Here is a 13,189-nt window from a genome sequence, read left to right as displayed (position 1 = left end):
TGGCAATCCATCAGAGCGCCTGTTCGCCAACCCGAACAGGCGCGCCGACATGACGCCGCCAAGGCCCTCTGGCGCCTCGCGTGTTCATTGATTGGCATTCGCATTTCGCTTTCCATTTTTCTTGTCTTTTGAAATCACCTAGGAGTCATCCGTGAAGCAGCACCACAGCAAGACCCGCCGGCCACGCAGCCTGCGCCAGGAAACCGGCGCAGTGCTTGCCCCCGCCGTCGCGAAGAGCGGCCTGGCCCTGAGCCTGTCCACCGCCATGCTGGTGCCGCTGGGCGTGATGGCTCAGCAGACCCCGACCGAGCCGACGCAGAATGCCGAACTGCCTGCCATCAAGGTGCAGGCCAAGGCGATCGACCCGAACCCGAACGCTGAAGTGGGCGTGCCTTACAAGGCCAAGACCTCGGGCGATGTGCGCCACACCCGTCCGCTGGCCGAGACGCCGCAGACCATCTCGGTGATCACGAAGACCGCCATCGACGATTCCGGCTTCACCGACCTCAAGCAGATCCTGAGCGCTCAGCCCGGCATCACCCTGGGCACCGGCGAAAACGGCAACGCCTTCGGCGACCGCTACATCATCCGCGGCCAGGAAGCCCGCAGCGACGTCTTCGTGGACGGTCTGCGCGATCCTGGCATGAGCACCCGTGAGAGCTTCGCGATCGAGCAGGTCGAAGTCTCCAAGGGCCCTAGCTCCACCTTCGCTGGTCGCGGCTCGGCGGGCGGGGCTGTCAATGCCATCACCAAGCAAGCTACGCTGGACCTGGACTTCAACCGTGTCTCGGCGGGCGTGGGCACCGACAAGCATGTGCGCTTGAGTGCGGACGTCAATAAGGCCTTCACGGATCAGTTTGCCTTGCGTGCGAACGTGCTGTACAGCGACGAAGACGTGCCCGATCGTTCGCCGTCGAGCCGCGCCCGCAAGGGCCTGGCCCTGTCCGGCCTGTGGGAGATCAACAGCGACCTGTCGGTCACCATCGACTACTACGGTCTGCGTGGCAAAGATGACCAGCCCGATCTGGGCAGCTACCTGGTGGGCACCGTGCCCAATCGCAAACCCGCAGCCGACGTGCCGGTCTATGCACAGGACAGCGATTTCCTTCGCTCGAACCAGGACACGCTGACGGCGCGGATCAAGTTCCGCGTGTCGCCCGATACGAGCATCAACAGCCTGACCCGCTATGGCTCGTCGCGCAACAGCTATATCACCACAGGGGCCAGTTACGGTGCGCGCTACAACGGCACGACCACGACGCCCTACAACACGGCCTACATCGACGCCGGTCATACGGGCTGGCAGGACGTGAACTATTTCGCCCACCAGACCAACCTGCGCCTGGATCGCGTGATCGGTGGCAAGAAGAATGAGTTCATCCTGGGGGCCGAGTACACCGATCACACGGTGGTGTCCGGCAGCTACAACCTGAATTCGTCGGGCTACAACTGCCGCAATCCTGTAGCCCCTGCGGGCTCGCCTGCGGGCACACCCGTGGTCATCACCGGCGCGCTCAATGCCTACTGCTTCATCGCTCCGTCTGGCGTGGCAGTCAGCGACCTGAGCCGTCTGGCCACACGCAACCCGGTGCGCCTGGGCAAGACGCAGGAGTGGCATGCCCGTACCTTGGCCGCCTCGGTCATGGACACCGTGGACCTGACCGACAAGTTCACGGCCTTCGCCGGTGTGCGCTTCGACCAGCTCAACCTGACGCTGAACCGCTTCAATAACGGCACGGGCGCACAGACGGCAGCCTACAGCTACGATGAAACCTTGATCAACGGGCACCTGGGTGTGAGCTACAAGGTTGCGCCGAAGGGCGTCGTCTACGCCAGCTGGGCTTCCGCGCAGGACGTCAATGGCGGTGAGCCTGATTCCGGCACGAGCGCCGGCTATGGTGGCCTGGTGGTCAACGCCGCAGGTCAGGCAGGCTCCTCTCCGGAAAAGTCCGTCAGCTATGAGCTGGGCACCAAGTGGAACCTGCTGGATGACAAGCTGCTGTTCACGGCCGCTTACTTCCACACGGACAAGAGCAATGTGATGGAAGGCCTGAGCAATGCCGACTACACCACCTCCGGCACCTTCAACACTGGCGGAAATCGTGTGCGTGGCATGGAGTTCGGCCTGGTCGGCAATGTGACAGAGAAGTTCACTGTGCAGGCTGGTGCAGCCTTCATGAAGTCGAAGGTAACCAAGTCCTTCACGGCCGTGAACGTGGGCCGCGAGCTGGCCAACTTCGCCGACCAGACCTTCTCGCTGCAAGGCAAGTACGAAATCACCTCGGCTTTGTCGCTTGGCGCAACCGCGCGTCATGAAAGCGGTCGCTGCGGTGGTCAGCCTGACACGGCCGTCAGCTATGCCAATGGCAGCTGCAACCAGCCTGTGCCTTCGTTCACCGTTTACGATCTGTTCGGTTCCTACCGCTTCAGCCGTCGCCTGGATGTGCGCGTGAACGTGCTGAACGTGGAGGACAAGGATTACTACACCGCCGTGTACCGTTCGGGCTCCTTCCTGTACAAGGGTGATGGCCGAGCCGCCCGCGTGACGGTGAACTACGAGTTCTGACCAAGCGCAGTACCCTGTGCAGTCGACTCGATAAGATGCCGGGCATGCCCGGCATTTTTCCGTGATGATGAGCCACGACACCTCTTCGCCGTACCTGCTGCCGCCGCTGGATCACCTGCCTGATGGGGTGTTTTGCGCGGCTGACTATGAGCGACTGTCGGGCAGCTTCATGGCCGGGCCTACCCATGCGTACGTGGCCGGTGGCAGCGGCCATGACGTGACGGCCCTCGCCAACCGAGATGTTTTCGCTGCATGGGCGATCTGCCCGCGCGTGCTGGCCGATGTGTCTTCCGGGCACACGCGGCTGGCCTTGCCGGGCGCTCCTTCTCTGGCGCATCCGCTGCTGTTGGCTCCTGTGGCCTACCAGAGGTTGGCGCACCCCCTGGGCGAGCTGGCCAGTGCACAGGCCGCCGAGGCCACGCACAGCGGCATGGTCGTGAGCACACTCGCCTCTCAGACTCTGGAAGACATCGCCCGTCATGCTGGAGCAGCGCGCTGGTTCCAGCTGTATCTGCAACCCACGCGTGACGCCACGCTGGCCTTGCTCAGGCGTGCAGAGGCAGCAGGCTACGGCGCCATCGTGCTCACGCTCGATGCCTCCATCCAGGTGCCCAGCCTGCATGCACTGCGTGCGGGCTTTCGCATGCCTGCGCATGTGGTTGCAGTCAATGTGGCGGGCCAGCCCGCGCCCGGTGCAGTGGCGCTGCAACCCGGCCACAGCCGCATTTTCCAGGGCGCGATGTCAGAGTCGCCGGGCTGGGCAGATCTGGACTGGTTGCTCTCGCAGACATCGTTGCCCGTGTGGGTCAAAGGCGTGCTGCATCCCGATGACGCCCGTGCCTTGCAGACCCGTGGCGTGGCAGGTGTGGTGGTCTCCAACCATGGGGGCCGGGGGCTCGATGGTGCACCGGCCAGCCTTCGCATGTTGCCTCTGGTCCGCGAGGCTGTGGGCGCATCATTTCCCCTGCTGTTCGATGGGGGCGTCCGCAGCGGTGCCGATGCATTCAAGGCGCTGGCGCTGGGTGCGAATGCCGTGCTGATCGGCCGCTTGCAGGTGTATGCACTGAGCGTGGCGGGTGCCCTGGGTGTGGCCCACATGCTGCAACTGCTGCGCGATGAGCTGGAGATCTGCATGGCGCAGGCGGGCTGCGCTACCTTGGCTCATGTCCAGCCCACCACTTTGTACTCCACCGGCATCGTGCCGCATCAACCGGGGGCCTTGCCACATGCTGATCACCATTGAAAACGTCCTGAGCAAAGACGATGTGCACGCCTTCCGTGCCAAGCTGGACCAGGCCGACTGGCAGGATGGCGCGCATACCGCAGGCCCCCTGGCCCGCAACGTCAAGCAGAACCAGCAACTGGCCGATGGCTCCGACCTGGCCGTGGCCCTGGGACAGCACATCTTGCGTCAGCTGGGACAGCAGCCCCTGTTCATTTCGGCGGCCCTGCCCAACAAGGTCTACCCGCCCAAGTTCAACCGCTATGCGGATGGCGGCACCTACGGTGTGCACGTGGACAGTGCCGTCATGCAGATCCCCGGCACGGGGCAGAGCATGCGCAGCGATCTGTCGGCTACGCTATTCCTGTCCGAGCCCGATGAATACGACGGCGGTGAGCTGGAGATCGAAGATACCTTCGGCGCGCAGGCCGTCAAGCTGGAGGCGGGGGATCTGGTGCTCTATCCATCATCGAGCCTGCACCGCGTGGCGCCCGTGACCCGGGGTGCCCGCGTGGCTTCCTTCTTCTGGATCGAGAGCCTGGTGCGTGACGACGGCGAGCGCACGATGCTGTTCGATCTGGACCAGGCCATCCAGGGCCTGACACCCAAGGTGCCGGCGGACGACGCCCACCTGCTCAAGCTCACAGGCACCTATCACAACCTGCTCAGGCGCTGGACCATCACCTGAGCACCGCATTTCCATCAAGGACCAATCACCATGATCCAACGCATCATTCCCGCTGGCGCCATCGCACTGCTGGCCCTGACCGCAGGCAGCGCCTGGGCCCACGGCGACGTCAAGTGCCCCGCCCATCCCAAGGAAGAGTGGAAATCCCACGAAGAGCTGGCCAAGAAGCTCACGGCGGAAGGCTGGGTGATCCGCCGCATGGAGAAGACGGCAACCTGCTACGAGGTCTATGCCAAGGATCCGAAGGGCAAGCGCATCGAGGCCTTCTTCGATCCCAAGACCTTCGAGCGTGTTGAAGAGTGATCCCGGCGCCAGGCCTCGCCTTCGGGTGTGGGACTGGCCGGTTCGGCTGATGCACTGGACGCTGGTCACCTCGGTGGCTGGCGCATGGATCACGCGGCACCATCTGGATGACGTGCATCACTACTGGGGCTATGCTGCATTGACCTTGGTGAGCGTGAGGCTCATCTGGGGCTTTGCAGGCGGGCGCTATGCGCGGTTCGCACAGTTCGTGCGGCCGATTCGCCCTACCTTGGCCTACCTGCGCAGCATGCTCCGCGGCCAGGCCCCGCGCTACATCGGCCACAACCCCCTGGGTGGCTGGATGGTGGTGGCCTTGATCACCTGCGTGGGCGCCCTGGGCTTCACCGGCTGGCTCTACACCACGGACATGTTCTGGGGATACGGCTGGCTCGCCAACCTGCATGCCGGGCTGGGCTGGACCTTGCTGGGCCTGATCGCACTGCACGTGTCTGGCGTGGTGTTCACCAGCCTGAAGCACCGCGAGAACCTGGTCAAGGCGATGCTCAACGGCCACAAGCCGTCTGCCGGGCCCTTCGACGTTGATTGACGCACCGGCCTGATCCGCCGGGGCGGCTTCAAGGGCCGGCACCCTCCATTCGCAACAGCGCTGCTTAAGCCGCTGTTAAGTCAGACTCGGTGAGCATGTCGTCTGGCGACGGAGGGCCCGAGGCATGAGCTTGAGCAACCACCAGCTATTCGAAATGATCAATGCCAGCCCAGCCACGGGGATGGCTGGGCATGGGTGGGCCTGTCGCTGGCTTACGGAACGGTGTGGCTGGTGGGCGCCCTGCTCCTGGTGCTTTGGCGGCTCTCGGGCGCGTCTGGGCGCAAGGACCTGGTCATGGTGGCCACGGCGGCGGTAACCGCCTTGCTGGTCTCCCATCTGTGGGGCCTTTTGTGGCCGCAGCCCAGGCCCGCGGCACTGCACATGGGCGTTCAGCTCAGCCCCTGGCCCTTGAGCGGTGCGGCGATGCCCAGCGACGAAGTAGCGGTTCTCCTGGCCATGGGCCTGTCTGCCTTCGCTGCGCGCCAACTGGACCTCCTCGGTTTTCCCTTGCTGACCCTGGCGTTGGTGGTTGGCTGGAGCCGGGTGTACACCGGCGAGCACTTTCCGTACGACGTGCTGGCGTCCCTGCCGGTGGCCATCGGCTGTTCGATGGCCTCAGCGTTGCGTGCAGCGCATCTGACTCATGGGAAGTAGCGAGATGCCACGCTCTGCCAGCATCCTTGGCAGCACTGCCCCCTGGAGCACCAAAAACTCGATTTCACGGGCCTCGCCGATGGGGTCGTCAGCGCTGGCCTGTGCGCTCGGATGGCACATGAGCAGGTCGGTGTCGGTTGCCGCATTCAACCACTTTTCGAGTTGCGACCGGTATCCCTCTTCGTCGGAGCCAAAGCCATGGATGCCCAGCAATCGCCCATTGCGAGCGATGCCCGCCCTACGCGCCAGGCCGGACAGGGCGCGAGACCCCAGCACACTGATCACTGCAGACTTGACCGCCACACGCCAGCCCGATGTCCTGACCTCGGCGCCGAACGGAAGTCCCTGTGAGATCCGTATCCATGGCCTGGCGTGGCCATATCGCTGCTGCATTTCTGCCACCAGCATGTCTCGGATGCACGGCAATTGGTGAACATGCTGGTGGCCATCGATGAAGTCGGGCCGGCGGCCCATGGCGCGTTCGAACGCGTCGAACTGGGCCTGTATTTCCGCACGGATCTCCGCGGTGTCGAGCAGCCCGAACATGCTCTTGACGATCAGCGCCCGCAGCGAGTGGCGCATGCTGGGTTGGGAGGTGTACTCGGTGAAATCCAGGTGCAGCCCGATGTCCATGCGGTGGCCATCCAGTTGGTGCAATGCAGCCGCACCACCCACCCACGCAGGTGCGAACACCATGCATGATGTGGCATGCACCCGGCGCTGGGCCACGAGTGTGAGCACGGCCGTGTTCACGCCTTCGCTGAGGCCGAAATCATCAACGCAGATGCAGATCCGTGTTTTGGAAACACGCTGTTCGGAGTTCAAGAGCGATGCCTCTTTCAACAGGGTTTGAGCATCCGGATGCTCATGGCCGATGGCGCAGGATGCTGTGGTTCGTCCTGGTCGGCTGCACGGCAGCGCTGGTGCACTGGGCCTTCGCCGTGGTCTTGATCGAGCGCTGTGGCGTGCAGCCAAGGTGGGCCAATGTGTTCGGATGGTTGCTGGCCCTGAGCGTGTCCTTTGCCGGCCACTACCGACTGACGTTTCGCGGCCATGGCACCCCCTTGCACATCGCTGCGATACGCTTCTCTGCGGTCTCCGCCACGGGTTTCGGCTTGAACGCTGTCATCTATGCCCTGTTGTTGCACTGGGATCCGGCGCACTACGGCCTCTGGCTGGCCCTCACCTTGGCACTGGTCGCAGGGCTGACCTATTTGCTCAGCCATCGGTGGGCCTTCCTGCGCATTCCTGCTGGTCCCTAGCGCCGGGCTCGGGCGGCTGCCACCGCCACAGGGTCGTTTCGCCTTGCTGGGCCACGACACTGGACGAGACGGGCAATCCTGATCGAGATGCAGACGACGTGCTGCCCATGATCCACACGGGATGGCGTTGCTGGCAGAGGTAGCTCACCAATCCTGGCGCCGGCTGCAGCACGGCGCGGGCCACGCCTGGTGCAAAGCGGCCGGCATCGGCCAGTTCCTTGCGCCAGTTGTCGCGGTGTGCGCCCGCATCCTTCCATTCGTCAACGATCGCGACCGGCGTCTTCAATCCTGCGTAGAAGGGCACGTCGAAGTAGTAGTCCTCGAGCATCACCACGTGCTCTCCTTGGGCCATGGCGTGCCGCAGGTCTTGTGCGAGGGGTTTGGTGGATCTGATGGGGTGCATCGCCAGCCAGGTGACGACCGCGAAGGTGGTCAACAGCGAGATCGCCATGCTGCAGGCCATGCGCCATGGCGCATGGCGCGGGCCCGCTCGGGCTTTCCATGCCGCGATGCCTTCGGCCATCAATGCGGCCAGAGGCGGTACGGCTGGCAGCACGTAGCCGATCAGTTTCGAATGGGGAATGGAGAAGAAGACAACGACCACGACGATCCAGGCCAGCCAGAGTCCGCGCAAGTGCGCCGGCGCGACCTGCTCGCGCGGAGCCCGCAGCGACAGTGATCGCAGCCATGGCAGCCATGGCGCCGTCAACAGGGCCAGAACAGCCGGATAGAACCAGAGTGGTTGCGCATTGTTGAACCCGCTGCCCGCAAAGCGCTGGAAGTGCTGGACGACGAAGAAGTAATCCAGGAACGCAGGGAAGCGTTGGTGCATGGCCAGGAACCAGGGCGCAGCCAGCAAGGCGAAGATGACGGCGCCTGGCCACCACATCAGGGCCCACAAGGTACGCCACTGACTTCGAAGCACCAGCCACAGGCCGATGACCAGGGCCGGAAGCACGAAGCCGATCAAGCCCTTGGCCAGCACACCGAGTGCTGCGCAGGCATAGGCGGCCGCCAGCGCTTTAGCGCAAGGCTCACGGTGTTCGATGGACAAGGCCGCATCGGCCAACAGGCACACCGTGGCCGTGATGAGCCCCGCCACGAGCATGTCCAGGTTGGCGAACTGGGCTCCGACATAGAACAGGGGCTGGCACAGCAGCACCAGCAGGCTGGTGTTGGCGATGCGCTCTCCTGACCACTTCCGCACGAAGAGGAACAATGCCATCGCGCCCCCCCAGGCTCCCAGCAGCGAGGCCAGTCTGGCCGGCAGTTCATGCAGGCCGAACAGCAAGAGCGACGATGCCGTGATCCAGTAGAACAGCGGCGGTTTGTGGAAATAGGGCAGGCCGTTGAGCGTGGGCGTCAGCCAGTCGTGCGAACGCAGCATCTCCCAGGCCACGCCGACGTAGCGGCCTTCGTCCGGCAGCATCAGCGGGCGGGCCCACGCCAGCATGGACAGCCACAGGAACACCGCCAGCCCCCGGGCCACGTCGCGGGGCAGGGTGGTTCTCCGGGCGTTCATGGGTGCCCGGTCGTCTTCAGCCCTTGTCCCAGCTCTCGCTTGACGACATACAGTGGCCGCCCCTTCACCTCTTCGAAGATGCGTCCCACGTACTCACCGACCACCCCCATCGACATCATCTGGATCCCCGAGAACAGCATCAGGCTGACCACGATGGTGGTCCAGCCGCTCACGGCGTGGCCGAAGAGCAGGTAGGCGCCGGTCAGGTAGCCTCCGTAGAGAAAAGACAGTCCGGCCAGGACAAAGCCCATCAGGCTGACTGCGCGCAAGGGCCAGGTCGTGAAGGCCGTCAGCCCATCCAGCGACAGCTTGACCAGGAGCCAGAGGCTGAAGTGGCTGTGGCCATTGGCGCGGGGGGCGGGGGTGTAGGCCAAGGCCACGGCCTTGAAGCCCACCCAGGCGTACAGGCCCTTCATGAACCGGTTTCGCTCGGGCAGTGCCAGGATGGCCTCGACCACCTTGCGGTTCATCAATCTGAAGTCGCCAGCGTCGGCTGGCACGTCGATGCGGTCTGCCGCATTGACCATGGCGTAGAACAGGCGTGTTCCTATGCGCTTGAGCGCACTTTCATCGTCGCGGTGAGCCCGGATCGCATAGACCATGTCGGCCCCGTCGCGCCACCTGCCCAGCATGTCTGGCAGCAGTTCGGGCTCGTGCTGCAGGTCCGCGTCCATCATCACGACCAGGTCGCCGCCGCTGGCCTGCAGCCCTGCGGTCAGCGCGGCCTCCTTGCCGAAGTTGCGGGACAGCTGGACCACGCGGATGCCCGGGAACTGTGTCCAGGGAAGCAAGGTCGTGAGCGTGGCGTCGGTGCTGCCGTCATCGACGATGATGATCTCCCACTGGCGAGTGCAGGCGCACAGCACGTCTGTCAGACGTGTCAGCAACTGATCCAGGTTGCTTGCTTCGTTGCGGCAGGGCACGACACAAGACATCGACGGCACATCGTGCGCAGGGGTCGTGGCCGCGGCCCGGGACAAGGCGGCCTGAACGAACTGGGTGCCCGGCGATGTCGTGGCATCGAGCGCCTGGCGGTGGTTCGCCAGGGATTGCGCTGGAGCGATGGAATTCATTCCGACCTCTGCGGTGTATCGAGTGTCGCGCAGTGTCATCCTCAGTGCCTTAAAGAACACTTAAGTCTCCGGGTGGCATGCTGGGGCTTGTCCTGCCACACTGGCGCCCATGGCATCCTGGATGCCGACCTGCGAAGCGAATGCCCCCATGAGAGTCTTGCTGATCGAGGATGACGACATGATCGGGCGGGCCGTTCACCGAGGCCTGTCCCAGGCTGGTTTCGCCGTGGACTGGGTCACGGATGGCCGTGCTGCCGAACTGTCGCTGGGCAATGGCGTGTATGACTTGGCGGTGCTGGACTTGAACCTGCCCAAAAAGGATGGGATGGCGGTGCTGGGCACCCTTCGGGCCTCGCGCAACTCGTTGCCTGTCCTGATCATTTCAGCCCGTGACACCGTCGCGGACCGCATCGCCGGGCTGGAGGCTGGCGCAGACGACTACCTGCTCAAGCCCTTCGACCTGGATGAACTCGTGGCCCGCGTTCGGGCCTTGGTCCGCAGGCATGCCGGCAGCGGTGTGCCGCAACTGGAGGTCGGCTCGCTGGTGCTCGATCCCGTGCGCCGGGTGGTGACGCAGGCGAGCGTGCCGGTGAACTTGTCTCCCAAGGAGTTTGCGATCCTCGAGGCCTTGATGCACAGGCCGGGCGCTGTGCTCTCGCGTGAGCGGCTGGAGGAGGCCGTGTATGGCTGGGGCGATGAAATCGGCAGCAACGCCATCGAGGTGCACCTGCACAAGCTGCGCCGCAAGCTGGGTTCGGCCGTGATCAAGAATGTCCGCGGCGTGGGCTACTGCGTGGTGGAGGGCTGATGCGCTCGATCAAGCGTTACCTGCTGGCCTGGATGATGGGCGCCCTGCTGCTGGGCGGGGTGATGATCGCCCTGGTGACCTACGTGGTCACCCTGAACGAGATGAACGAGGTGTTCGATGCCGACCTCGAGACCATCGCCAAGTCGGTCGGGCGCTATCATCGATCGGCGTATGCCCTGACACGGCAGGACGACATCAGCATCCCGCAGCGCACCGATGTGCCCCGGGATGTCGAGATCGTCACCATCGCATGGAGCCCGCAGGGGCGTCGCATCTACACATCCGATCCGCGGGTCAAGGTGCCCTTCTCGAGCCAGGAAGGCATGTCGAGCCCCTTGGTCGATGGCGAGGAGTGGATCGTCTACGCCAGCGTTGGCACCGAAGGGGTGGCGCAGGCCGCGCAGCGGGTGTCCCAGCGTGAGCAGATGGCGGCCGAGTCCGGTGCCAAGGTCTTCCCCCCGGTGTTCATCCTGGTCGTGGTGGTGGGGGGGCTTCTGATGTATGGACTGCGGCGCGGCATGGCGCCTTTGGACGTGGCCGCTCGCGATGTGGAGGCCCGCAGCGCCCGCTCGCTGGCCCCCATCTCCGACCAAGCGATGCCCAGTGAGATCAAACCGCTGGTTCGCTCCATCAATGACCTGCTCGCGCGGCTGGCCACGGCCTTCTCGGCGCAGCGCCGCTTCCTGGCCGATGCAGCCCACGAACTGCGCACGCCGATCACGGCGCTCAAGCTGCAGTTGCAGCTGTTGCGGCGCTCGCCGGATGATGCAGGCCGGGAAGCCTCGATGCAGGAACTGGAGCGTGGTGTTGAACGCGCGCAGCGGCTTGTTCAACAGCTGCTGGCATTTGCCCGCTCCGACCCGGACACGCAGGTGATGACGTTCCAGCACATGAGGCTGGACCAGCTTGTTCAATCCACTGTCCTTGCGTTCAACGCCAAGGCGGAGCAGCGAGGCATCGACCTCGGGGCCCGTGCCGATGTGCCTGTTGCGCTCCAGGGGGATCCGGAACAAATGCAGGTGCTGTTGAACAACCTGGTGGAGAACGCGCTCAGGTACACCCCCCAGGGCGGGACAGTGGATGTCGAGGTGGGACTGCAGGACGGCCATCCCTGGCTGTCTGTTGCTGACAATGGGCCGGGCATCTCTGAGCATGAGCGGCCACGCGTGTTTGACCGCTTCTACAGAGGGGCCGATGCCCAGCAGATCGCTGCCGACGCCGGTGGCAGTGGCCTGGGGCTGTCGATCGTGAAGGCCGTGGCGGAGCGCCATTCGGCAACGGTCAGCCTCCATGTGCCCGAAGCGCATCAAGGGTTGGTGGTCCGTGTGCTGTTCTGTCAACCGGCAAGCCCTCCTGCAAGCAGCTGAACTGTCGTCATGTCCCGCAGGAGTTCAACGGAGATCCCATGCCTGATACTTCAAAAAGTGTTCATGGAAAGAAGGGCTGCTGGTCGCCTCGCCAGTGCCTGCGCGCGACGATTCTGAGCAGTGCACTGTCCGGTGTCGCTTTGGCGATGGCGGGGGAGCTGTGGATCCAAGGTGCCGGAGAAGCCCTGGTCTTGTTCATGCTGTTCGTGGCCGCTTGCTTCTACGTCGTCGCCGAGACAGGGTTTGGTGAGCGGATGCTGGAGATGGTCAGGCAGCAGACGCCTTGAGCAGCCACTCCCGCGGCGACAGGCCCGTCCGCTGCGCGAACACACGCGACAAGGCCGATGCATTGGCATAGCCAAGCTCTGGCGCGATGGACTTCACAGCCTGTCCCTGCTTCAGCAGCTTCTGGGCGATGGTCATGCGCCAGCCGGTCAGGTAATCGGCGGGCGTCTCGCCCACGGTTTCCTTGAAGCGGCTGGCGAAGGCACTTCTCGACATCGCCGCCTGCTGCGCCAGCAGTTCGACGGTCCACGGGTACTCGGGGCTGTCATGCATGGCGGTCAAGGCGCGTGCGAGCTGAGGATCACCCAGGCCGGTGGCCAGCCCGATGGAGAGACCGCCCTCATCGGCGTGGTCCAACAGCCACCGCAGCAGTTGCAGCAGTACCACCTCGAACAGCCGGTCGGCGATCAGGCGATGGCCGCACTGCACCGCATCGGCCTCGTCGAACAGCAGGGTCAGCGCGCCGTCCAGGCCGGGGACCTTGGACAGAGGCAAGACCACCAGGGGTGGCAAGGCCCGCACCAGTGGGTGTGTGGCACCTCCTTCGAAGTGCACCGATGCACAGGTGAAGTCGGCCCCTTCTTTCGGTGCATTGTGGAACTGGTGCGTCAGGGGCTGGGGATAGAAGAACAGCGTGGGCTCACGGGCCTCGATCCGGCGCGTGACCCCCGCGCCCTTGCGGTGGGTGACCACCAGCTCGCCTTGCCGCAGCACGTGCAGGAAGCCTCGCCCTGGCTCCGCGTCGAAGGTGCTCACGCCACACAGCGCACCTGTGTGGAACAGCTGGGCCGACACCCGAAAGCGGTCCAGCAGGGACGACAGCCGGTCCAGGGGCGCTGGTGCATCACGGTTCATTTTGGACGAATGGGTATGTTGAGTGGATGAATTGAAC

The 13,189-nt window shown here is 64.4% G+C and carries 14 protein-coding genes; 10 read left to right on the top strand and 4 right to left on the bottom strand.

The genetic code is table 11. The features are described from left to right. Window positions 1-151: 151 nt before the first annotated feature. From EIP75_RS18835 to EIP75_RS18810, 6 genes are all read left to right on the top strand, one after another. Window positions 152-2,566, top strand: a complete 2,415-nt coding sequence (locus EIP75_RS18835) for a TonB-dependent receptor (protein WP_233584950.1) — start codon at window positions 152-154, stop codon at window positions 2,564-2,566. 64 nt (window positions 2,567-2,630) lie between these two features. Continuing rightward, entirely contained in the window at window positions 2,631-3,809 is a 1,179-nt protein-coding gene (locus tag EIP75_RS18830) for an alpha-hydroxy acid oxidase (protein ID WP_233584949.1), read from the top strand. Further along, entirely contained in the window at window positions 3,793-4,476 is a 684-nt protein-coding gene (locus EIP75_RS18825) for a Fe2+-dependent dioxygenase (RefSeq protein WP_125244830.1), read from the top strand. The genes EIP75_RS18830 and EIP75_RS18825 overlap by 17 nt, the downstream gene beginning before the upstream one ends. A 30-nt stretch (window positions 4,477-4,506) precedes the next feature. Next, on the top strand, window positions 4,507-4,779 hold the full coding sequence (locus tag EIP75_RS18820) for a PepSY domain-containing protein (RefSeq protein ID WP_125244829.1): 273 nt from the start codon (window positions 4,507-4,509) through the stop codon (window positions 4,777-4,779). Beyond that, a complete protein-coding gene (locus tag EIP75_RS18815; protein WP_233584948.1) occupies window positions 4,766-5,326 on the top strand; it encodes a cytochrome b/b6 domain-containing protein in 561 nt (186 codons plus the stop codon). Before EIP75_RS18820 ends, EIP75_RS18815 begins: the two co-directional genes overlap by 14 nt. 195 nt (window positions 5,327-5,521) lie before the next feature. Continuing rightward, the gene (locus tag EIP75_RS18810; RefSeq protein ID WP_158622910.1) at window positions 5,522-5,980 is read left to right on the top strand and encodes a phosphatase PAP2 family protein; all 459 of its coding nucleotides are present in this window, start codon (window positions 5,522-5,524) and stop codon (window positions 5,978-5,980) included. Here the strand turns inward: EIP75_RS18810 and EIP75_RS18805 are convergent. Then, a complete protein-coding gene (locus tag EIP75_RS18805; RefSeq protein WP_158622909.1) occupies window positions 5,942-6,805 on the bottom strand; it encodes a ChbG/HpnK family deacetylase in 864 nt (287 codons plus the stop codon). The genes EIP75_RS18810 and EIP75_RS18805 overlap by 39 nt on opposite strands. 59 nt (window positions 6,806-6,864) lie before the next feature. On the opposite strand from EIP75_RS18805, the gene EIP75_RS18800 reads away from it, so the two are divergent. After that, window positions 6,865-7,242: a GtrA family protein gene (locus tag EIP75_RS18800; RefSeq protein WP_233584947.1), complete on the top strand. Its 378-nt coding sequence runs from the start codon at window positions 6,865-6,867 to the stop codon at window positions 7,240-7,242. Here EIP75_RS18800 and EIP75_RS18795 read toward each other — a convergent pair. Both EIP75_RS18795 and EIP75_RS18790 read right to left on the bottom strand, forming a co-directional pair. Then, a complete protein-coding gene (locus EIP75_RS18795) occupies window positions 7,199-8,764 on the bottom strand; it encodes an ArnT family glycosyltransferase (RefSeq protein ID WP_125244824.1) in 1,566 nt (521 codons plus the stop codon). The genes EIP75_RS18800 and EIP75_RS18795 overlap by 44 nt on opposite strands. Continuing rightward, a complete protein-coding gene (locus tag EIP75_RS18790) occupies window positions 8,761-9,699 on the bottom strand; it encodes a glycosyltransferase family 2 protein (protein WP_199758651.1) in 939 nt (312 codons plus the stop codon). Before EIP75_RS18790 ends, EIP75_RS18795 begins: the two co-directional genes overlap by 4 nt. Before the next feature lie 286 nt (window positions 9,700-9,985). Here EIP75_RS18790 and EIP75_RS18785 point away from each other — a divergent pair, with 286 nt between their 5' ends. Genes EIP75_RS18785 through EIP75_RS18775 form a run of 3 tightly spaced genes read left to right on the top strand, consistent with a single transcriptional unit; the run spans window position 9,986 to window position 12,299 of the window. After that, window positions 9,986-10,645, top strand: a complete 660-nt coding sequence (locus EIP75_RS18785) for a response regulator (protein WP_125244822.1) — start codon at window positions 9,986-9,988, stop codon at window positions 10,643-10,645. Further along, a complete protein-coding gene (locus tag EIP75_RS18780) occupies window positions 10,645-12,012 on the top strand; it encodes an ATP-binding protein (RefSeq protein WP_125244821.1) in 1,368 nt (455 codons plus the stop codon). Before EIP75_RS18785 ends, EIP75_RS18780 begins: the two co-directional genes overlap by 1 nt. 38 nt (window positions 12,013-12,050) lie before the next feature. Next, window positions 12,051-12,299 (top strand): hypothetical protein, encoded by a 249-nt coding sequence (locus EIP75_RS18775; protein ID WP_125244820.1) that lies wholly within the window; start codon window positions 12,051-12,053, stop codon window positions 12,297-12,299. On the opposite strand, the gene EIP75_RS18770 is transcribed toward EIP75_RS18775, so the two are convergent. Beyond that, on the bottom strand, window positions 12,280-13,152 hold the full coding sequence (locus EIP75_RS18770) for an AraC family transcriptional regulator (protein ID WP_125244819.1): 873 nt from the start codon (window positions 13,150-13,152) through the stop codon (window positions 12,280-12,282). The genes EIP75_RS18775 and EIP75_RS18770 overlap by 20 nt on opposite strands. Window positions 13,153-13,189 lie beyond the last annotated feature (37 nt).

The organism is Aquabacterium soli (genome assembly GCF_003933735.1).
Lineage (GTDB): Bacteria > Pseudomonadota > Gammaproteobacteria > Burkholderiales > Burkholderiaceae_C > Aquabacterium > Aquabacterium soli.
Note: the sequence above shows the minus strand (reverse complement) of the source record. Positions and strands in the feature narration are given on the sequence as shown.

Excerpts from the sequence above, each read along its gene's own strand:
- EIP75_RS18830 (WP_233584949.1), top strand. The coding sequence starts at position 2,631 with ATGATGAGCCACGACACCTCTTCGCCGTACCTGCTGCCGCCGCTGGAT.
- EIP75_RS18825 (WP_125244830.1), top strand. The coding sequence starts at position 3,793 with ATGCTGATCACCATTGAAAACGTCCTGAGCAAAGACGATGTGCACGCC.
- EIP75_RS18820 (WP_125244829.1), top strand. The coding sequence starts at position 4,507 with ATGATCCAACGCATCATTCCCGCTGGCGCCATCGCACTGCTGGCCCTG.
- EIP75_RS18800 (WP_233584947.1), top strand. The coding sequence starts at position 6,865 with ATGCTGTGGTTCGTCCTGGTCGGCTGCACGGCAGCGCTGGTGCACTGG.
- EIP75_RS18795 (WP_125244824.1), bottom strand. The coding sequence starts at position 8,764 with ATGAACGCCCGGAGAACCACCCTGCCCCGCGACGTGGCCCGGGGGCTG.
- EIP75_RS18790 (WP_199758651.1), bottom strand. The coding sequence starts at position 9,699 with ATGTCTTGTGTCGTGCCCTGCCGCAACGAAGCAAGCAACCTGGATCAG.
- EIP75_RS18785 (WP_125244822.1), top strand. The coding sequence starts at position 9,986 with ATGAGAGTCTTGCTGATCGAGGATGACGACATGATCGGGCGGGCCGTT.
- EIP75_RS18780 (WP_125244821.1), top strand. The coding sequence starts at position 10,645 with ATGCGCTCGATCAAGCGTTACCTGCTGGCCTGGATGATGGGCGCCCTG.
- EIP75_RS18775 (WP_125244820.1), top strand. The coding sequence starts at position 12,051 with ATGCCTGATACTTCAAAAAGTGTTCATGGAAAGAAGGGCTGCTGGTCG.
- EIP75_RS18770 (WP_125244819.1), bottom strand. The coding sequence starts at position 13,152 with ATGAACCGTGATGCACCAGCGCCCCTGGACCGGCTGTCGTCCCTGCTG.